This is a genomic window from Pantoea sp. ICBG 828, from assembly GCF_002928355.1.
Classification (GTDB): domain Bacteria; phylum Pseudomonadota; class Gammaproteobacteria; order Enterobacterales; family Enterobacteriaceae; genus Pantoea; species Pantoea dispersa.
On sequence record NZ_POWN01000003.1, the window covers coordinates 333,251 to 352,019 of the forward strand.

The window sequence follows — 18,769 nt, forward strand, 5'->3', positions numbered from 1 at the left end:
TCTGGCCTCCCGAATTATTTGGGAGAAATAGTATGGCGAAAGAGTTTGGTCGCCCACAGCGCGTGGCGCAGGAGTTGCAGAAAGAGATTGCGATCATCCTGCAGCGCGAAATCAAAGACCCGCGTCTGGGTATGATGGTCACCGTGTCTGGCGTTGAGGTGTCACGCGATCTGGCGTATGCCAAAGTGTTCGTGACCTTCCTGAACGACCAGGATGAAGAAGCGGTGAAAAACGGCCTCAAAGCGCTGAAAGAAGCGTCTGGCTACATCCGTATTCTGCTCGGTAAAGCGATGCGTCTGCGCATCGTGCCGGAGCTGACCTTCTTTTACGATAACTCGCTGATTGAAGGGATGCGCATGTCGAATCTGGTGTCTAACGTGATCAGAAACGATGCTGAGCGACGGGGTGAAAGCCCGGCGGAAGACGACAAGGAGGACTGATGAGTCGTCCTCGTCGCCGTGGTCGTGATGTCCACGGTGTTTTCCTGCTGGATAAACACCAGGGCGCATCCTCTAACGATGTGCTGCAAAAAGTAAAACGCCTGTTTAATGCTAACAAGGCGGGCCATACCGGCGCGCTCGATCCGCTGGCCACCGGTATGCTGCCGATTTGTCTCGGCGAAGCCACCAAGTTTTCCCGCTATCTGCTGGATTCGGACAAGCGTTACCGCGTGATTGCCCGTCTGGGCCAGCGCACCGATACCTCCGATGCGGACGGCAATATCGTTGAAACGCGGCCGGTGACCTTCAGCCAGGCTGAGCTGGACGCCGCGCTGGAGAGCTTTCGCGGCGAGACGCTGCAGGTGCCCACCATGTTCTCGGCGCTCAAGTATCAGGGCCGCAAGCTGTACGAATATGCGCGCGAAGGCGTCACCGTGCCGCGTGAAGCGCGACCGATTACCGTGTTTGAACTGCAGTTTATTCGCTGGCAGGGCGACGAGCTGGAGCTGGAAATCCATGTTTCCAAAGGCACCTACATTCGCACCATCATTGACGATTTAGGTGAGAAGCTCGGCTGCGGTGCACATGTGATCATGCTGCGCCGTCTGCAGGTGGCGCGTTACCCGATTGCGCGCATGATGACGCTGGAACAGCTGCAGGCGCTGGCGGCGCAGGTTAATGCGGCGGAAACGCCGGATTACGCACCGCTGGACGCGTTGCTGTTGCCGATGGACAGCCCGGCGGAAGATTTTCCAGCGGTCAATCTGCCCACGCCGGTCGCGGCCTGGTTCAAACAGGGCATGCCGGTCCAGGCGGAAAACGCGCCGGCCAGCGGGCTGGTGCGGGTGACCGAAGGTGAGCAGCAGAAATTTATCGGTATGGCGGAAATCGCTGACGATGGTCGCGTGGCACCGCGTCGTCTGGTAGTAGAGTTTGCCGACTGACCGCGTATTACCGCTGGGCGTTACAGCGCATTTGCGTTGCTACCGGGCGAAGAGTAGAATAGCGCGGCTTTAAAAGCGGGCTGCTGAATTAGAGATCGGCACCCATACATTCATTTTTTACTGGAGTTTATTATGTCTCTAAGCGTAGAAGCTAAAGCAGAGATCGTTGCTAAATACGGTCGTGGCGCTAACGACAGCGGTTCAACTGAAGTTCAGGTTGCTCTGCTGACTGCTCAGATTAACCACCTGCAGGGTCACTTCTCTGAGCACAAGAAAGACCACCACAGCCGTCGCGGTCTGCTGCGCATGGTATCCCAGCGTCGTAAGCTGCTGGACTACCTGAAGCGTAAAGACGTTGCACGTTACACCAGCCTGATCGAAAGCCTGGGTCTGCGTCGCTAAGTCTGAAGAATCTGATCAACGATGTAGCGCATGCAGTATGCAAAAAACCGCATCTGGTGATCAGATTTGTGCGAGTTTCGCGAAAAGGGGGCCTTTATGGCCCCTTTTTTCGAGCAATCCGCAGCAATCCGGACCAAACTCATGTATTGTTGCTGAGAGTGATCTTTGCTTGCAGAGGTTCGCGCGGCTAATGAGAGGCTTTACCGCAGGGGCGGTTAAGGGTTGTCATTAGTCGCGAGGATGCAACTAAAGATCGGTAATCCCCGGCGGGCCGAGCAGGCTTTGCCACGAATTTAAGGACTTAAATTTTGCTGAACCCGATCGTACGCAAATTCCAATATGGTCAGCATACCGTCACGCTGGAAACCGGCATGATGGCGCGCCAGGCCACCGCAGCAGTAATGGTAAGCATGGACGACACAGCGGTATTCGTTACCGTCGTGGGCCAGAAAAAAGCCAAAGCCGGTCAGGACTTCTTCCCTCTGACAGTGAACTACCAGGAGCGTACTTACGCCGCTGGCCGTATTCCGGGCAGCTTCTTCCGTCGTGAAGGCCGTCCAAGCGAAGGCGAAACCCTGATTGCGCGTCTGATTGACCGCCCGGTGCGTCCGCTGTTCCCGGAAGGTTTTGTTAACGAAGTACAGGTTATCGCGACTGTGGTATCTGTGAACCCGCAGGTTAACCCGGACATCGTTGCGATGATCGGTGCTTCTGCTGCGCTGTCACTGTCTGGCATTCCGTTCAACGGCCCAATCGGTGCGGCACGCGTCGGTTACATCAACGATCAGTACGTGCTGAACCCAACCGCGGATGAGATCAAACAGTCTCGTCTGGATCTGGTGGTTGCCGGTACGCAGAATGCAGTGCTGATGGTGGAATCTGAAGCGGACATCCTGACCGAAGACCAGATGCTGGGTGCTGTGGTGTTCGGCCACGACCAGCAGCAGGTTGTGATTGAAAACATCAATGCGCTGGTGGCCGAAGCAGGCAAACCACGCTGGGACTGGCAGCCAGAGTCGGCGAACGATGCGCTGATCGCACGCGTTGCCGCCCTGGCCGAAGCGCGCATCAGCGATGCGTACCGCATCACTGACAAGCAGGAGCGCTATGCGCAGGTTGGCGTCATCAAAGACGAAACCATCGCCGCACTGCTGGCTGAAGACGAAACGCTGGATGATGCCGAAATCGGTGACATCGTACACAGCCTGGAAAAGAACGTGGTGCGTACCCGTATCCTGAACGGCGAACCGCGTATCGATGGCCGTGAAAAAGATATGATCCGTGGTCTGGACGTGCGCACTGGCGTACTGCCGCGTACCCACGGTTCTGCGCTGTTTACCCGTGGTGAAACGCAGGCGCTGGTCGCTGCTACCCTCGGTACCGCGCGTGACGCACAGAATCTCGATGAGCTGATGGGCGAGCGTACTGACAGCTTCCTGTTCCACTACAACTTCCCTCCGTACTCCGTGGGCGAAACCGGTATGGTTGGCTCACCGAAGCGTCGTGAAATTGGTCACGGCCGTCTGGCGAAGCGTGGCGTGCTGGCAGTAATGCCTAAACAGGATGCGTTCCCGTACACCGTGCGCGTCGTGTCTGAAATCACCGAATCGAACGGTTCTTCTTCTATGGCTTCCGTGTGCGGTGCATCACTGGCACTGATGGACGCTGGTGTACCGATCAAAGCGGCCGTTGCCGGTATCGCGATGGGTCTGGTGAAAGAAGACGAGAAGTTCGTGGTGCTGTCTGACATCCTCGGCGACGAAGATCACCTCGGCGATATGGACTTCAAAGTAGCCGGTAGCCGTGAAGGTATCACCGCGCTGCAGATGGACATCAAAATTGAAGGTATCACCCGCGAAATCATGCAGGTGGCACTGAACCAGGCCAAGGGTGCGCGTCTGCACATTCTGAGCGTGATGGAACAGGCGATCAGCACGCCGCGTCAGGAGATCTCCGAGTTCGCGCCGCGCATCTACACCATCAAGATCAACTCAGACAAGATCAAAGACGTCATCGGTAAAGGCGGTTCAGTTATCCGTGCGCTGACCGAAGAGACCGGCACCACCATCGAAATCGAAGATGATGGCACCGTGAAGATCGCAGCGACCGACGGCCTGAAAGCCAAAGAAGCGATTCGCCGCATCGAAGAGATCACCGCTGAGATCGAAGTGGGCCGTATCTACGCCGGTAAAGTGACCCGTATCGTTGATTTCGGTGCCTTCGTGGCAATCGGCGGCGGTAAAGAAGGTCTGGTACACATTTCTCAGATCGCCGACAAGCGTGTAGAGAAAGTGACCGATTACCTGCAGATGGGTCAGGAAGTGCCAGTTAAAGTGATGGAAGTGGATCGTCAGGGCCGCGTTCGTCTCAGCATCAAAGAAGCGACAGAGCAGAAGCCAGCAGAAGAAACCGCTGCGGTGACGACGCCTGACGCCGAGTAAGCGTTTTTCCTGATCAGCCGCTCCCTGCCTGCTGGTGGGGAGCGGTGTTTGTATACCCGGAATGCGTCGCGCGCTGGTCAGCGTGTCAGTGCAGCTGAAGCAGGACGGGTATCATCGCGAGGGCGGGAACCCTTGTGCATAGCAGGCGGATGACAGGATGGTTATCCCAATGTTTGTATTCGGGAGTGGGAAATGAAGCCTTTTTTGCGCTGGTGTTTTGTTGCGACAGCTATCACGCTGGCAGGATGCAGCAACTCCAATTGGCGTAAGAACGAAGTTCTGGCAGTACCTTTGCAGCCCACACTGCAGCAAGAGGTTATTCTGGCGCGAATGGAACAAATTCTTGCCAGTCGGGCCCTGACCGATGATGAACGCGCACAGCTGTTATATGAGCGCGGAGTGTTGTATGATAGTTTGGGTCTGAGGGCACTAGCGCGGAACGATTTCTCGCAAGCGCTGTCTATCAGACCGGATATGCCGGAAGTGTTTAACTATCTCGGCATTTACTTAACGCAGGCAGGCAATTTTGATGCTGCCTATGAAGCGTTTGATTCTGTACTTGAGCTTGATCCAACTTACAACTATGCGCATTTAAACCGTGGTATCGCCCTCTATTACGGCGGTCGATACAAGTTAGCGCAAGATGATCTGCTGGCGTTTTATCAAGACGATCCTAACGATCCGTTCCGCAGCCTGTGGCTCTACCTCGTTGAACGCGAGATGGACGCCGATAAGGCAAAAGTGACGCTCCAACAGCGTTACGACAAGGCGGCTAAGGACCAATGGGGATGGAATATTGTCGAGTTCTACCTGGGCGACATCAGTGAAAAAACATTGATGGAACGTCTCAAGGCGGACGCAACGGATAACACCTCGCTCGCTGAACATCTCAGTGAAACCAACTTCTATTTAGGTAAGTACTACCTAAGTCTGGGGGAGAAGGACGACGCGAAAGCGTTGTTCAAACTGGCGGTGGCCAACAACGTTAATAACTTTGTTGAACACCGATACGCATTGTTGGAACTGGCGCAACTCGGCCAGACACAAGACGATTTATCAGAATCTGACCAGCAATAGCTGACGAACTTTTATTGCCTGATTTACCCGTAAAGTCATCGCCTGAACAGGTGAGGGCTTTTCTGTTCGTCAAAACTTCTAATTTGAGCCGGTTCACACTTTTTGATGAAAATGACTGAAAGTTTTCACGACGAGTTATGTAGACTGGCCGCCGCAATCTAAGAGGCACGTGTACTACATGACTGATATTCAAACCACTTTTGCTGATCTGGGCCTGAACGCCGACATCCTCGAATCACTGAACGGTATGGGCTACGTTAAGCCATCGCCAATCCAGGCTGAGTGTATTCCTCACCTGCTGGCGGGCCGTGACGTGCTGGGTATGGCGCAGACCGGTAGTGGTAAAACAGCAGCGTTCTCGCTGCCGCTGCTGAACAACCTTGATCCTTCTGTCCGCGCACCGCAAATCCTGGTGCTGGCACCGACCCGCGAACTGGCGGTTCAGGTGGCTGAAGCGATGACAGAATTCTCTAAACACATGCGCGGTATTAACGTCGTGGCCCTGTACGGTGGCCAGCGTTATGACGTGCAGCTGCGCGCACTGCGCCAGGGGCCACAGATCGTGGTTGGTACCCCGGGCCGTCTGCTGGATCACCTGAAACGCGGTACCCTGGACCTGTCCAGCCTGCGTGGTCTGGTACTGGACGAAGCCGATGAAATGCTGCGTATGGGCTTCATCGAAGACGTTGAAACCATCATGGCGCAGATCCCGGAAGGTCATCAGACCGCACTGTTCTCTGCAACCATGCCGGAAGCGATTCGCCGTATCACTAAGCGTTTCATGAAGGATCCGCAGGAAGTGCGCATCCAGTCCAGCATCACTACACGCCCGGACATTTCTCAGTCTTACTGGACCGCTTACGGCCGTAAGTCTGACGCGCTGGTGCGCTTCCTCGAAGCGGAAGACTTCGATGCTGCCATCATCTTCGTGCGCACCAAAAATGCCACGCTGGAAGTTGCAGAAACGCTGGAGCGTAACGGCTACAACAGCGCCGCGCTGAACGGTGACATGAACCAGGCGCTGCGTGAGCAGACGCTGGAGCGCCTGAAAGACGGTCGTCTGGATATCCTGATCGCGACTGACGTTGCGGCCCGTGGTCTGGACGTTGAGCGTATTAGCCTGGTGGTTAACTACGACATCCCGATGGATGCCGAATCGTATGTGCACCGTATCGGCCGTACCGGTCGTGCGGGTCGTGCTGGCCGTGCGCTGCTGTTCGTTGAGAACCGCGAGCGTCGTCTGCTGCGCAACATCGAACGCACCATGAAGCTGACTATTCCGGAAGTTGAGCTGCCTAACGCCGAGCTGCTGAGTCAGCGTCGTCTGGCGCAGTTCGCTGCGAAAGTTCAGCAGCAGCTGGAAAGCAGCGATCTGGATCAGTACCGTGCGCTGCTGGCAAAAATGCAGCCAGAAGAAGAGCTGGATATGGAAACGCTGGCCGCTGCACTGCTGAAAATGGCGCAGGGCGAACGTCCACTGATTCTGCCACCGGATGCACCACGTCCACAGCGTCGTGAATTCCGCGATCGCGATGAGCGTGGCGGCGACCGTCCACGTCGTGACAGCCGTGACAGCCGCGAAGGTGGCGATCGTCCACGTCGCGAACGTCGTGACGTTGGCGAAATGCAGCTGTACCGCATTGAAGTGGGCCGTGATGACGGTGTTGAAGTGCGTCATATCGTGGGCGCGATTGCTAACGAAGGCGACATCAGCAGCCGTTACATCGGTAACATCAAGCTGTTTGGTACTCACTCCACTATCGAGCTGCCAAAAGGCATGCCGGGTGAAGTCCTGCAGCACTTCACGCGTACGCGTATTCTCAACAAGCCGATGAATATGCAGCTGCTGGGCGATGCGCAGCCACACGAGCGCACCGAGCGTCGTAGCGGCGGTCGTGACTTCGGTGGTGAGCGTCGTGGTAACCGCGAGGGTGGCAACCGTGAAGGTGGCGCACCGCGTCGTTTCTCTGAGCGTCGCGAAGGCGGTCGTGAAGGCGGACGTTTCAGTCGTGAAGGTGGCCGTGGCCCACGTCGCGACGAAGGCGCAGCTGCACCACGTCGCCGTGATGCATAAGCGTTAATCGCTTAAAAATAAAAAGGACGCGCAAGCGTCCTTTTTTTATGTCTGTAATGCGGACTTTACACGCCGCCGGCAATCAGCACCCGCTCACCGGTAACATAAGCCGACTCTTCCGACGCCAGAAATAGCGCCACCTGCGCCACATCCTCCGGCAGGCCAAAGCGTCCCAGCGGCGTGGCCGCGATCAGCTGCGCTTTAAATTCTGCATTCATTTTTTTCGCTGCCAGCAGCCCTTCGGTCAGAATGATTCCCGGTGCCAGCGCGTTGACGCGAATGTTGCGCGGGCCCAGCTCACGTGCCAGCCCCTGCGTTAAGGTGTCGATCGCGCCTTTAGTCGCTGACCACAGCACCGAGCCGGGCAGGCTGCGCTGGCTGTTCAGCGCGCTGAGGTTAATGATGCAGCCGCCGCGCGCCGGAAAATGCTGCGCCGCCTGCTGGCACACCAGCAGCGTACCGAGCAGATTGACGTTGAGCTGCTGCTGCATGTCGCTGACGCTGAGGCTGGCGAAGTCGCCATGGTGAAACATGCCGGCGTTGTTGACCACGATGTCTGGCGCGCCAAACTGAGCGATACTGCTGGCGAACAGGCGCTGCACGTCAGCTTCACGGGATATATCGGCCTGTACGGCGATGGCGTCGCTTCCCAGCGCGCAGATATCGGTCACCACATCCGTCGCGCCCGCTTCATCCTGACGATAATTCACCACCACCCGGGCGCCGGCCGCGGCGAAAGTCATGGCGATGGCGGCGCCAATGCCTTTCGACGCGCCCGTCACCAGCGCAATTTTGCCTTCAAGTGCTTGCATTGTGTCTCTCCACCTGAGATTTCGGGTGAGTAAAGCATGCGCTGTTGCCGCTTTGTGCGGTAGCGCAATCCTGCAAGCTTTTTGCACGATCCTGCAAATCTGTGGCGCAGGGACTAGGCGCAACCGCATCGGCAGGTAAGAATGGGGGATTCAGTGATTTTTCATCGCGGAGTGCTTAACGCATGATTCATCAGGAACAGTGGCAGCAGCTGGTGGCGATGATTGCCCGTCACGCGCAGCAGGATGGGCGCACCGCCAGCGCGATTGATTTTCTCTCTTTTGGCCGCAGCTCGCACCCCTCCAGCCTGGCGCACATTGCCAGCTGGGCGGGTTTTGCGCTGATGGCCCAGGGCCAGAAAGCACTGCGCATGGGCGATGATGTGATGCATTACGGGCCGGGCGATCTGCTGCTGGTCACCATGGACATGCCGGTGCAGTCCTGCGTGGTGCTGGCGACACCAGAGAAACCCTGTCTTGGCGTCGGCATCACCATCAACGAAGCGCGCCTGCTGCGCTATCTGGAACATTTTCCGCCGCAGCAGATTGGCAGCGCCGCCCCCGAACGCAGCATTACCGTCCATAAAGTCGCGCCGCCGCTGGTGGATGCGGTGATGCGGCTGGTGGCGCTGCTGGATCAGCCGCAGGATATCGCCGCGCTGGCACCGCTGATTGAGCAGGAGATTTTCTATCGCCTGCTGACCGGGCCGGAAGGGCCGCGCATTCTGAATATGGCGCTGACCGAGCGCCCGGGCAACAAAGTGGCGCGCGCGGCGCGCTGGCTGCGCGAAAACTTTCATCAACCGCTGAAGGTGGATCAGCTGGCCAGCAGCGTTGGCATGAGCATTTCATCGCTGCACCATCACTTTAAAGCGGTTACGGCAATGACGCCGATGCAGTATCAGAAGCAGTTGCGGCTCAACGAAGCGCGCCGACTGATGATGATTGAGAAGCTGGATGCCGGGACGGCGGGCTACCGGGTGGGCTATCAGAGTGCGTCGCAGTTCAGCCGGGAGTACAGCCGTTTTTATGGCCAGTCACCGGCGCGCGATGTGCGCAAGATGGCGGTGGGGCCGGAAGGACTCTCCCCACCGCAGTAAGGCTTACAGCGTGCGTGCGGCTTCCATCGCCAGCGCGAACGAACGCAGGCGCGCCTGCGGATCGTAAATCTGGCCGTTGACCATGATCTCATCCGCCTGGGTTTCGCGCAGCAGTGCGGCAAGGCCGTGGCGCACTTTATCTTTATCGCCCACCACCGACATGCTCAGCGCCTGCTGCACGCCATACTGTTCGGACGGCGACCACAGGTTATCCATGTTCTCCACCGGCGCCGGCAGCGGGCCGGGCTTGCCGCGGCGCAGATTAATGAACTGCTGCTGCATCGAGGTGAACAGGAAGCGCGCATCACGATCGCTGTCTGCCGCCACCACGTTGACACACACCATAGCGTAAGGTTTTGCCAGACGCGCAGAGGGCTGGAATTTTTCGCGATACAGGTGCAGCGCCTGCAACAGCAGGTCTGGCGCGAAGTGCGAAGCAAAGGCAAACGGCAGACCAAGCTGCGCCGCCAGCTGCGCGCTATACAGGCTGGAACCCAGCAGCCACACCGGAATTTTCAGCCCGAGGCCAGGCACCGGCTGTACCGGCGGATGTTCGCCCTCTTCGGCATCGAACCAGCGGATCAGATCGGCCACATCTTCCGGGAAGCTGTCGGCCTGGGCGCTCGAAAGATGACGGCGCAGCGCCAGCATGGTGCGCTGATCGGAGCCGGGCGCGCGGCCCAGTCCGAGATCGATACGGCCAGGGTAGAGGGATTCCAGGGTGCCAAACTGTTCGGCAATCACCAGCGGTGCGTGGTTGGGCAGCATGATCCCGCCGGAGCCGAGGCGCAGCGTTTCGGTGTTAGCGGCGAGATAGCCAATCAGCACCGACGTTGCGGCGCTGGCGATGCCGGTCATGTTGTGGTGTTCGGCCAGCCAGTAGCGATGAAAGCCAAGGGCTTCAGCCTGACGCGCCAGCGCCAGCGAATTATGGAAGGCATCGCGCGCAGACGAGCCTTGCGGAATGGGGGCCAGATCCAGTACGGACAGGCGAACAGTTTTCTTCTCAGACATGGGTACTCCAGCAAAGGATGGCGCAGGTGATAAGTAAACCTGCACCAGTCAGTATTACGCATCATTACCCATATTAAAACTGCTAATAACGGCAGGAATATAGCCGGAATGTGCCTTTAACCGCCGCTATCCAGCGCCATTCCGGCCAGGCGGCGCCAGTAACCGTTGCTGTCGCTGCCGCGCGCCATCATCAGCGGCGCTTCACCCGCTTCGTTAGCGCGGAAGCGATCAACCTGTGCCAGGGTGCTCTCATCCTGCGGCGACAGGCGCACAATATCGATCCAGCCATGCATACCGGCGAGATCGTTGCCAAGGTTGTAACAGTAGCCGCTCATGGTCTGAATGCCGTTCAGGACAAATACCTGCTGGCCCTCCTGCGACAGCACGCGGCGCCCGGTGGGATAATCAATACAGCAGGTCTGGCAATCATCTTTGGCACGGTTTTCGGAACGCGCGGTAAAGCAGCGCGCCGACAGCGCCAGCGGCAGATGGCCATAGCCGAGCACTTCAACCTCAAACCGGTCGCGCAGGCCAGCGTCATGGCACTGCTGCAACAGCTGAATCAGCCAGTCGCGTGACATCTCCACCGGCATGCACCAGCGCGTCATGCCCTCCTGCAGCAGCAGCTGGAGCGTCTGCGCGTTATACACATTCAGGGTGGGACCGGCGACAAACGGCAGTTTGCGCTCTGCCGCCATGTTCACGGTGCCGATATCGTTGGCTTCCAGTAAGAACTCACCGTTTTCAACATAGCGGCGCAGCTCTTTGACTTCCGAAGGCGACTGCAGCAGCGCCAGCGTGCTCAGCACCACCTGTTTGCCGCTGGCCGCCAGCGTGCGGCCCATCTCCATCCACTGACTGAACGCAGTGGCGCGGCGTTTGCTGCACACCGCTTCGCCGAGGTAGACAATCTCTGCGCTGCTCTCTGCGGCGCGCTGATAAAACTGCTCCAGCGTGGCGGCAGGCCAGTACCACAGCACCGGGCCGATGGCGTATTTCATACGGTCTCCTTATTGCCAGTCGCGGTGATAGGCGCCAAGCGTGGTCTGGCTGCCTTCAGAAAGTTCACCGAGTGCGCGCATCCACGGATCCTGCACCGTGAACTGTTGCGGATCGGCCATACAGCGATCGATCGCCTGACGCCACACTTTCGCCACCTGTGCCACATAGGCCGGGCTGCGCTGGCGTCCCTCAATTTTCACCGAGGCGATATTGGCGCGCAGCAGCTCCGGCAGCAGCGCCAGGGTATTGAGGCTGGTGGGCTCTTCCAGCACGTGATAGCGCTGGTTATCCACCTCGTAGCGCCCTTTACACAGCGTCGGATAGCCCGCACTCTCATCGGCGGCGTAACGGTCAATCAGCACTTCGTTCAGGCGCGACTCCATGCCCTGTGCCGTCTGCTGCCAGCGCACAAATTTGGCCGGTGAACAGGCACCCGCGCTGTTCGGCGACTCGCCGGTCAGCCACGACGAGAGATAGCAGCGGCCTTCGGCCATGATGCACAGGCTGCCAAAGGCGAATACTTCGAGCGGCACCGGCGTTTCGCGCGCCAGCTGCTTCACCTGGTGCATCGACAGCACGCGCGGCAGCACCACGCGGCTCAGCGCAAAGTGGCGGTGATAAAACTGAATGGCCTGCAGATTGGTGGCGGATGCCTGCACTGACAGGTGACGTTCAACCTGCGGATAGCGGCTGGCGGCATACTCCAGCGTGGCGATATCGGCGAGAATCAGCGCATCGGCACCGTTCTGTGCGGCGACGTCAATGGCGCTTTGCCAGCGGTTAAGGCCGTCGGGATGGGCGAAGGTGTTGATCGCCACGTGCAGTTTACGCCGGTGCTGATGCAGGAAGCGCGCGGCTTCTGCCAGTTTCTTATCGGTAAAATTGAGGCCAGCAAAGTGGCGGGCGTTGGTGTCATCTTTCAGGCCGACGTACACCGCGTCAGCGCCGTGCTCCACCGCCGATTTCAGCGCAGGTAAATTCCCCGCCGGACACAGCAGTTCCATACAATTTCCTCCCCCGGATTCTGAACGCCGTTGAGTGTAAGGAAGCGCAGGTGCTGCAATGTTGATTTAAGGCAGTGAAAGCGGGATTGCCAGGGCGGAATGGAGAATTTTCGCACAGACGCGGGGCGATTTCCTTGATCCCGGTTGAGGCGAAAGCCGACGGATGTGGCAATATAGATAAAATTTTCTCAAGGGAGTGCAGCGCATGTTCGCACGCTTACGCGGCCTGTTAATTGAAAAAGGGCCGGAATTCCTCGCTTTACCGGTGTCGCTAACACCATTCGCCGTGAAAAAAACGGTTTTGCAACAACTCCTAAACTGGCAATTTCGTCATGCTTTGGCTGAAGGTGAGTTAGACTTTCTGCAAGGGCGCTATCTCGGCATTGAGATCGCGGACGTCAATCTGCGCTGGATCACCACGCTGCAGGACGGGCGCCTGACCGTTTCGCGCGACGCCGAAGCAGATGTCTGGTTTCGTGGCGAAGCCAACGATCTGCTGCTGGTAGCAGCACGCAAAGCCGACCCCGATATGTTGTTCTTTCAGCGCCGTCTGGTGATTGAGGGCGACACGGAGCTGGGACTGGAGGTGAAGAATCTGATGGATGCCATAGAACTGGACGCCATGCCCACGCCATTGCGCACGGGGTTGCTGCAGCTGGCTGCTTTTGTTGAGGCAGGAATGACACAGGACGCGAAGGCCGCTGAGGCGCGCGCGGGGATCTCATGTTGATTCGTACTGAAATTGGTGTGGACGCGGCAGGCATCGACAGCCTGTTAAAGCGCAGTTTTGCCACCGCAGCCGAAGCGGAACTGGTACAGCAGCTGCGTGAAGACGGTTTACTCACGCTGGGCGTGGTGGCTACCGATGACGAAGGCCAGGTGCTGGGTTATGCGGCCTTCAGTCCGGTGACGTTGCAGGGCGAGGATCGTAACTGGGTGGCGCTGGCGCCGCTGGCGGTTGATGCCTCGGTGCGCAGTCAGGGCATTGCTAAACAGCTGGTGTATGAAGGGCTCGATTCGCTCAATGAGTTCAGCTACAGCGCCGTGGTGGTGCTGGGCGATCCGCAGTTCTACAATCCGCTCGGCTTTGAGCCGGCGGCGCGTCACGGCCTGCACTGCCGCTGGCCCGGCAGCGAAGCGGCGTTTCAGGTGTATAAACTGGCGGACGATGCGTTTGATGGGGCAGAAGGGCTGATCGCCTTCTCGGCACCTTTCAATCGTATCGACTAAACCACGCCGTTAAGCAGGCCGGCTGCTGGGCAACCAGCAGCAGTTTCTGCGCCCGGCTCAGCTGTTTTACCTGATACTCCAGCCGGGAAGCCGCCGCGCGATCGCCAGCCGCGCAGTGAAACACCAGCGTCAGTGGACCTTTGCCGCGCAGCGCACGGGCGCCGCGCCCCTGCTGGTGCTGCTGCAGGCGACGGTTGACGTCAGTGGTGATGCCGGTATAAAGCATCCCGGCGGCGGTTTGCAGCATATACAGCTGCCAGCCCTGTTCCATTTACAAACCTCGTTTATGTGCTGGCGGGCAGTGTAACGCGCCTGCGGCCGCATCGCTATCAACGCACGGAGTTGCTCTTGTCTGACCATTCTCATCTGATTCGCTATCTGAAAAAGCAGCACGTGCTGTCGCTGTGTGCCAGCGACGGTGATGCGCTATGGTGCGCCAACTGTTTCTACGTATTCGATGAAGCGCGCATGGCGTTCTGGCTGATGACCGAAGCCGATACGCGTCACGGCGCGCTGATGGCGCGTCATCCACGCGTTGCCGGCACGGTGAACGGCCAGCCGAAAACGGTGCTGCTGATTAAAGGCGTGCAGTATCGCGGGCGTATACAACTGACCGATGAGGCGCAGGCGCTGAAGGCCTATCAGTCGCGCTTTCCGGTGGCAAAAAAAGTCACCGCGCCGCTGTGGGAAATTACGCTGGATGAGTTGAAAATGACCGATAATGCGCTGGGGTTTGGCAAAAAGATTGTCTGGCAGCGTTAGCCCGGCACGCGCAGAGACGCACCGGGCGACCGCCTTACGCTGCGTTCAGAATGCGCAGGGATTCGCGGTTAAACGCGGGCAGGTCTTCAGGCGTGCGGCTGGTAACCAGCTTGTCATCATCAACCACCACCTCTTTATCGTAAAAGTCCGCGCCGGCATTACGCAGATCGATGGCGATAGCTTTCACGCAGGTCATTTTGCGACCGCGCACGCCGTTCGCGCTGATCAGCAGCTGCGGACCGTGACAGATGGCGAAAATCGGTTTGCCGCTGGCGACAAACTCTTTGGTAAAGGTGACAAAGCGATCGTCACCGCGCAGCGCGTCAGGCGAATGACCACCGGGCAGCAGCAGCGCGTCAAACTCGGCCGGGCTGACATGGTCAATATCCTTGTCGATTTTGACTTCGGCTTTGCCCTGTTTTCCCTTCACGGTTTTGCCCGCCTGCATCTCAATGGTGACCACTTCATGGCCCGCTTTGGTGAAGGCCTCGGCCGGTGAGGTAAACTCTGAGTCTTCAAATTCATCGGTAATCAGAACCGCTATTTTCTTGCTCATCTTTCTCCTCCTTGCTGGTCACGCACCTGCTGTGCGTGACACGTTTCAACAGACAAGTCTGGACCCTGAGCGCGGAAACGCAAGCCAGCCGGCGCAGGCGGGATTGGTTAAATTCCGGAGACAGATCAAGTTTAAGCGTGACGACGCTGGCACACGGGCATAACCTGAATAACACTGTGGGATCTGCGTCGCGCCCTCCGCGCGGCATACGTTATTCAGTTGAATACGGAACCGGTCATGACCCAATTCGCCTCACCTGCACCAGCGGCCCGCTTCGCCTGGTGGAAACCGCTGCTGTTCCTCGCCGTGGTGCTTATCGGCCTGTGGTACGTAAAATGGCAGCCTTATTATGGCAAAGCCTTCACGGCCGCAGAAACCCATTCCATCGGCCGCTCTATTCTTGCCAATGCCGCAGATTCGCCGTGGCGCGCCGCGCTGGATTACGCCATGGTCTATTTTCTCGCGGTGTGGAAAGCCGCGGTGCTCGGCGTGGTGCTGGGCTCGCTGGTGCAGGTGCTGATTCCGCGCCGCTGGCTGCTGCGCCTGATGGGCAGCAACCGGCTGGGGGCCACGCTGGTCGGCACCGGTTTTGGCCTGCCGGGCATGATGTGCAGCTGCTGTGCCGCGCCGGTGACCGTCGGCCTGCGCCAGGCGCAGGTTTCAAGCGGCGCGGCGATGGCGTTCTGGCTGGCGAATCCGCTGCTCAATCCGGCAACGCTGGTGTTTATGGGCTTTGTGCTCGGCTGGCAGTTTGCCGCCATTCGGCTGGTGGCGGGTGGGGTGATGGTGCTGGGCATTGCCATGCTGGTGCAGCGCAGCGTGCCGGAAACCGCCGTTGCCGCGCCGCTGTTGCCGCAAGAAAGCCATGAACGGTTTGTGACGCGCTGGCTGCGCGTGATGTGGCGGCTGTTCTGTAACACCATTCCGCTCTACATTGTGGCGGTGCTGCTGCTCGGCGCCGCGCGCGTCTGGCTGTTTCCGCACGCGGACGGCGCGGTAGGGAATACGCTGTTCTGGGTGATGCTGATGGCCATCGCCGGCTGCCTGTTTGTGATCCCTACCGCCGCCGAGATCCCCATTGTGCAAACCATGATGCTGGCGGGCATGGGCATCGCACCGGCGCTGGCGCTGCTGGTGACGCTGCCCGCGGTCAGCGTGCCGTCGTTACTGATGCTGCATCGCGCGTTCCCGCCGCGCGCGCTGTGGATCGCCTTCTGCGGCGTGGCCGTCAGCGGCATGTTGCTCGGCATCCTCGCACTGTGGCTGGCGTAGATACCAGATAGTCTGATTGCGGCTGCCGCGCCACAGCAGCCGCGCATCTTTTTCCGCTTCGATGAAACGTCCATCAATCAGCACGTCGATTTCCGCAATCACTTCACGCTGCGCCGCCGTCAGTTCCGCCAGGGTGTAGCCGGTCCACAGCCAGATATCTTTATCCGGACAGTCACGGCGCACGCGCTTCACCAGCCGGCGAATATGCGGCACATTGTACGGATGCAGCGGATCGCCGCCGCTCAGCGACAGCCCCTGACGCGGAATGCGCTGATCCTGCAGATCGGCGATCAGCTGCTCCTCCATGGCCAGCGTAAACGGCACGCCGGAGTCAGGCCGCCAGGTGCTCTGGTTGTAGCAGCCGCGGCACTGATGTTCACAGCCCGCGACAAACAGCGTGCAGCGCGTGCCGGGACCATTCACGATATCCACATCGTAGTAGCGATGAATGTGCATCATCCCAGCTGTCCGGTATCAAGGTGTTTAACGCGGCGCTGCACCTCTTCCTGCTTGCCAGCGTTGAACGGCCGCGCATCCGGGCTGCCAAGATAGCCGCAGACGCGGCGCGTGACCGAGACGCGCGCCGGATCGTGATTGCCGCAGCTCGGACAGGTAAAGCCTTTGCTGGTACAGCTGAACTCGCCGCTGAAGCCGCACTCGTAGCACTCATCGATCGGCGTATTAGTGCCGTAATAGGGCACGCGGTCATAGCTGTAATCCCACACATCTTCCAGCGCCCGCAGGTTGTGCTGAATGTTGGGGTATTCGCCGTAACAGATGAAGCCGCCGTTAGCGATGGCCGGGTAGGGCGCTTCAAAATCGATTTTGTCGTACGGATTGACCTTTTTTTCTACGTCGAGATGGAAGCTGTTGGTGTAATAGCCCTTGTCGGTCACGCCCGGCACCACGCCAAATTCGGCGGCATCAAGGCGACAAAAGCGATCGCACAGGTTTTCACTGGGCGTACTGTACAGGCTAAAGCCGTAGCCGGTTTCCGCTTTCCACGCATCCACCGCCTGGCGCAGATGCGTCACAATCGCCACACCGGTTGTGCGCAGATGCGCGGCATCATACGGATGCACGGCGTTGCCGCTTAGCGCGTTGAGTGTTTCATGCAGACCGATATAGCCCAGCGAGATCGAGGCGCGGCCGTTGCGAAAGATCTTGCCCACCTCATCGTCCGCATTGAGCCGCACGCCGCAGGCACCTTCCATATAAAGAATCGGTGCGACGCGCGCTTTGGTTTTTTCCAGCCGGGCAATGCGGGTCATCAGCGCCCGCTTCGCCAGCGCCAGGCGCGCATCCAGCAGCGTCCAGAAGCGGGCTTCGTCTCCCTGGGCTTCTAACGCAATGCGCGGCAGGTTGAGGCTGATCACGCCGATGTTGTTGCGGCCCTCATGAATCTGCTCGCCGTTTTCCTCGTAAACGCCGAGGAAGCTGCGGCAGCCCATCGGCGTTTTGAACGAGCCGGTGACTTCCACCACTTTGTCGTAGTTGAGAATATCCGGATACATGCGCTTGCTGGCACACTCCAGCGCCAGCTGTTTGATGTCGTAATTGATGTCGCTGGCGCGGCGATTGACGCCTTCGCGAATGGCAAACACCAGCTTAGGAAACACCGCGGTTTTATGGTTTTTGCCCAGCCCGGCAATGCGGTTGCGCAGAATCGATTGCTGAATCAGGCGCGCCGCCCAGTCGGTGCCGAGGCCAAAGCCAAAAGTGACGAACGGCGTCTGGCCGTTGGCGGTGTGCAGCGTATTGACCTCGTACTCCAGAGACTGAAACGCGTCGTAGCACTCTTTTTCCGTGCGTGCGCGCGCGTAAGCTTCCACGTCAGCGATCTGCCATTCGCGGGCAATCTGGCGATGCTTGTCGAGACTGAGGGTGACAAACGGCGCCAGCACTTCGTCAATGCGGTTAATGGTAGTGCCGCCGTAAATATGGCTGGCGACCTGCGCGATGATCTGCGCCGTCACCGCGGTGGCGGTGGCGATGGATTTTGGCGGTTCAATCTCGGCGTTACCCATTTTGAAGCCGTGCGTCAGCATGCCGTGCAGATCGATCAGCATGCAGTTAAACATCGGGAAGAAGGGAGAGTAGTCGAGGTCGTGATAGTGGATTTCCCCACGCTCGTGCGCCAGCACCACATCGCGCGGCAGCAACTGCTGCTGGGCATAATGTTTGGCCACGATGCCGGCCAGCAGGTCGCGCTGCGTCGGGATCACTTTGCTGTCTTTGTTGGCGTTTTCGTTGAGCAGCGCCGCGTTGGTCTGTTCCACCAGGCCGCGAATGGCATGGTGCAGCTTGCCGCGCTGCTCGCGCGCCAGATCGCGGTCGTGACGGTATTCAATATAGGCGCGCGCCAGCTGCGGCCAGCGTCCGCTCATCAGCGCTTCTTCCACGGCACACTGGATGTCGCGAATATCGACTTCAGCCTGGGTTGCCAGCTGCGCGCTGACCTGCTGAGCGACCGTCGTGCACCAGGCCAGGTCGTCAACCTGGGCGGCCTGCGCGGCGGCCCGCACTGCAGCTTCAATGCGCCGGGCATCAAACGGCACCCTGCAGCCGTCACGCTTAATCACTACCGTTGCCATCTTCCCTTTCTCCGCTGGAAACTACATGTAGATAATTTTAAGGAGTGT

At 58.8% G+C, this 18,769-nt stretch carries 19 protein-coding genes and 1 pseudogene; 12 read left to right on the forward strand and 8 right to left on the reverse strand.

Features of this window, described 5'->3' with window-relative positions:
* Window positions 1-32 precede the first annotated feature (32 nt).
* The 7 genes from rbfA (at window position 33) to C1Y43_RS09280 (ending at window position 7,378) form a co-directional block, all read left to right on the forward strand.
* A complete protein-coding gene (gene rbfA / locus C1Y43_RS09250) occupies window positions 33-440 on the forward strand; it encodes a 30S ribosome-binding factor RbfA (RefSeq protein WP_021507701.1) in 408 nt (135 codons plus the stop codon).
* The gene (truB, locus tag C1Y43_RS09255) at window positions 440-1,384 is read left to right on the forward strand and encodes a tRNA pseudouridine(55) synthase TruB (RefSeq protein WP_104188019.1); all 945 of its coding nucleotides are present in this window, start codon (window positions 440-442) and stop codon (window positions 1,382-1,384) included. The genes rbfA and truB overlap by 1 nt, the downstream gene beginning before the upstream one ends.
* Window positions 1,385-1,516: 132 nt before the next feature.
* Window positions 1,517-1,786 (forward strand): 30S ribosomal protein S15, encoded by a 270-nt coding sequence (gene rpsO, locus C1Y43_RS09260; RefSeq protein ID WP_010615981.1) that lies wholly within the window; start codon window positions 1,517-1,519, stop codon window positions 1,784-1,786.
* A gap of 308 nt (window positions 1,787-2,094) precedes the next feature.
* On the forward strand, window positions 2,095-4,227 hold the full coding sequence (gene pnp, locus C1Y43_RS09265; RefSeq protein ID WP_104188020.1) for a polyribonucleotide nucleotidyltransferase: 2,133 nt from the start codon (window positions 2,095-2,097) through the stop codon (window positions 4,225-4,227).
* A 192-nt stretch (window positions 4,228-4,419) separates the two neighbouring features.
* A complete protein-coding gene (gene nlpI, locus C1Y43_RS09270) occupies window positions 4,420-5,304 on the forward strand; it encodes a lipoprotein NlpI (protein ID WP_021507697.1) in 885 nt (294 codons plus the stop codon).
* A gap of 105 nt (window positions 5,305-5,409) precedes the next feature.
* The gene (gene yrbN, locus C1Y43_RS24310; protein WP_098053093.1) at window positions 5,410-5,466 is read left to right on the forward strand and encodes a protein YrbN; all 57 of its coding nucleotides are present in this window, start codon (window positions 5,410-5,412) and stop codon (window positions 5,464-5,466) included.
* Window positions 5,467-5,482: 16 nt separating this feature from the next.
* On the forward strand, window positions 5,483-7,378 hold the full coding sequence (locus C1Y43_RS09280) for a DEAD/DEAH family ATP-dependent RNA helicase (RefSeq protein WP_104188022.1): 1,896 nt from the start codon (window positions 5,483-5,485) through the stop codon (window positions 7,376-7,378).
* A gap of 65 nt (window positions 7,379-7,443) precedes the next feature.
* On the opposite strand, the gene C1Y43_RS09285 is transcribed toward C1Y43_RS09280, so the two are convergent.
* Window positions 7,444-8,190: an SDR family NAD(P)-dependent oxidoreductase gene (locus tag C1Y43_RS09285; RefSeq protein ID WP_104188023.1), complete on the reverse strand. Its 747-nt coding sequence runs from the start codon at window positions 8,188-8,190 to the stop codon at window positions 7,444-7,446.
* A 182-nt stretch (window positions 8,191-8,372) separates the two neighbouring features.
* Here C1Y43_RS09285 and C1Y43_RS09290 point away from each other — a divergent pair, with 182 nt between their 5' ends.
* Window positions 8,373-9,287, forward strand: a complete 915-nt coding sequence (locus C1Y43_RS09290) for an AraC family transcriptional regulator (RefSeq protein ID WP_059009545.1) — start codon at window positions 8,373-8,375, stop codon at window positions 9,285-9,287.
* A gap of 3 nt (window positions 9,288-9,290) precedes the next feature.
* Here C1Y43_RS09290 and C1Y43_RS09295 read toward each other — a convergent pair whose 3' ends face one another.
* The 3 genes from C1Y43_RS09295 to C1Y43_RS09305 all read right to left on the reverse strand — a co-directional run bounded on the left by C1Y43_RS09295 (window position 9,291) and on the right by C1Y43_RS09305 (window position 12,307).
* Window positions 9,291-10,301, reverse strand: coding sequence for an LLM class flavin-dependent oxidoreductase (locus C1Y43_RS09295; RefSeq protein ID WP_021507693.1), 1,011 nt, complete (start codon window positions 10,299-10,301; stop codon window positions 9,291-9,293).
* Between the two features lie 116 nt (window positions 10,302-10,417).
* Window positions 10,418-11,302: a U32 family peptidase gene (locus tag C1Y43_RS09300; RefSeq protein ID WP_058759572.1), complete on the reverse strand. Its 885-nt coding sequence runs from the start codon at window positions 11,300-11,302 to the stop codon at window positions 10,418-10,420.
* Window positions 11,303-11,311: 9 nt separating this feature from the next.
* Window positions 11,312-12,307 carry a peptidase U32 family protein gene (locus C1Y43_RS09305; RefSeq protein WP_021507691.1) on the reverse strand — a complete coding sequence of 332 codons (996 nt, stop codon included), beginning with the start codon at window positions 12,305-12,307 and terminating at the stop codon, window positions 11,312-11,314.
* Between the two features lie 205 nt (window positions 12,308-12,512).
* Here C1Y43_RS09305 and C1Y43_RS09310 point away from each other — a divergent pair, with 205 nt between their 5' ends.
* Entirely contained in the window at window positions 12,513-13,037 is a 525-nt protein-coding gene (locus tag C1Y43_RS09310; protein ID WP_058759570.1) for an SCP2 domain-containing protein, read from the forward strand.
* Window positions 13,031-13,537, forward strand: coding sequence for a GNAT family N-acetyltransferase (locus C1Y43_RS09315; protein ID WP_021507689.1), 507 nt, complete (start codon window positions 13,031-13,033; stop codon window positions 13,535-13,537). Before C1Y43_RS09310 ends, C1Y43_RS09315 begins: the two co-directional genes overlap by 7 nt.
* On the opposite strand, the gene C1Y43_RS09320 is transcribed toward C1Y43_RS09315, so the two are convergent.
* On the reverse strand, window positions 13,521-13,808 hold the full coding sequence (locus C1Y43_RS09320; RefSeq protein ID WP_021507688.1) for a GIY-YIG nuclease family protein: 288 nt from the start codon (window positions 13,806-13,808) through the stop codon (window positions 13,521-13,523). The genes C1Y43_RS09315 and C1Y43_RS09320 overlap by 17 nt on opposite strands.
* Window positions 13,809-13,885: 77 nt before the next feature.
* Between C1Y43_RS09320 and C1Y43_RS09325 the strand changes: the two genes are divergently transcribed.
* Window positions 13,886-14,299, forward strand: a complete 414-nt coding sequence (locus C1Y43_RS09325; RefSeq protein WP_058759569.1) for a YhbP family protein — start codon at window positions 13,886-13,888, stop codon at window positions 14,297-14,299.
* Between the two features lie 34 nt (window positions 14,300-14,333).
* On the opposite strand, the gene C1Y43_RS09330 is transcribed toward C1Y43_RS09325, so the two are convergent.
* Window positions 14,334-14,855 carry a type 1 glutamine amidotransferase domain-containing protein gene (locus C1Y43_RS09330; RefSeq protein ID WP_021507686.1) on the reverse strand — a complete coding sequence of 174 codons (522 nt, stop codon included), beginning with the start codon at window positions 14,853-14,855 and terminating at the stop codon, window positions 14,334-14,336.
* A gap of 237 nt (window positions 14,856-15,092) precedes the next feature.
* Between C1Y43_RS09330 and C1Y43_RS09335 the strand changes: the two genes are divergently transcribed.
* Entirely contained in the window at window positions 15,093-16,127 is a 1,035-nt protein-coding gene (locus C1Y43_RS09335; RefSeq protein WP_104188025.1) for a permease, read from the forward strand.
* Here the strand turns inward: C1Y43_RS09335 and nrdG are convergent.
* Window positions 16,122-16,586: pseudogene (nrdG, locus tag C1Y43_RS09340) on the reverse strand (anaerobic ribonucleoside-triphosphate reductase-activating protein); the annotation flags it as partial. The gene C1Y43_RS09335 and the pseudogene nrdG overlap by 6 nt on opposite strands.
* The gene (nrdD, locus tag C1Y43_RS09345; protein ID WP_104188029.1) at window positions 16,583-18,721 is read right to left on the reverse strand and encodes an anaerobic ribonucleoside-triphosphate reductase; all 2,139 of its coding nucleotides are present in this window, start codon (window positions 18,719-18,721) and stop codon (window positions 16,583-16,585) included. The pseudogene nrdG and the gene nrdD, both read right to left, overlap by 4 nt.
* Window positions 18,722-18,769 lie beyond the last annotated feature (48 nt).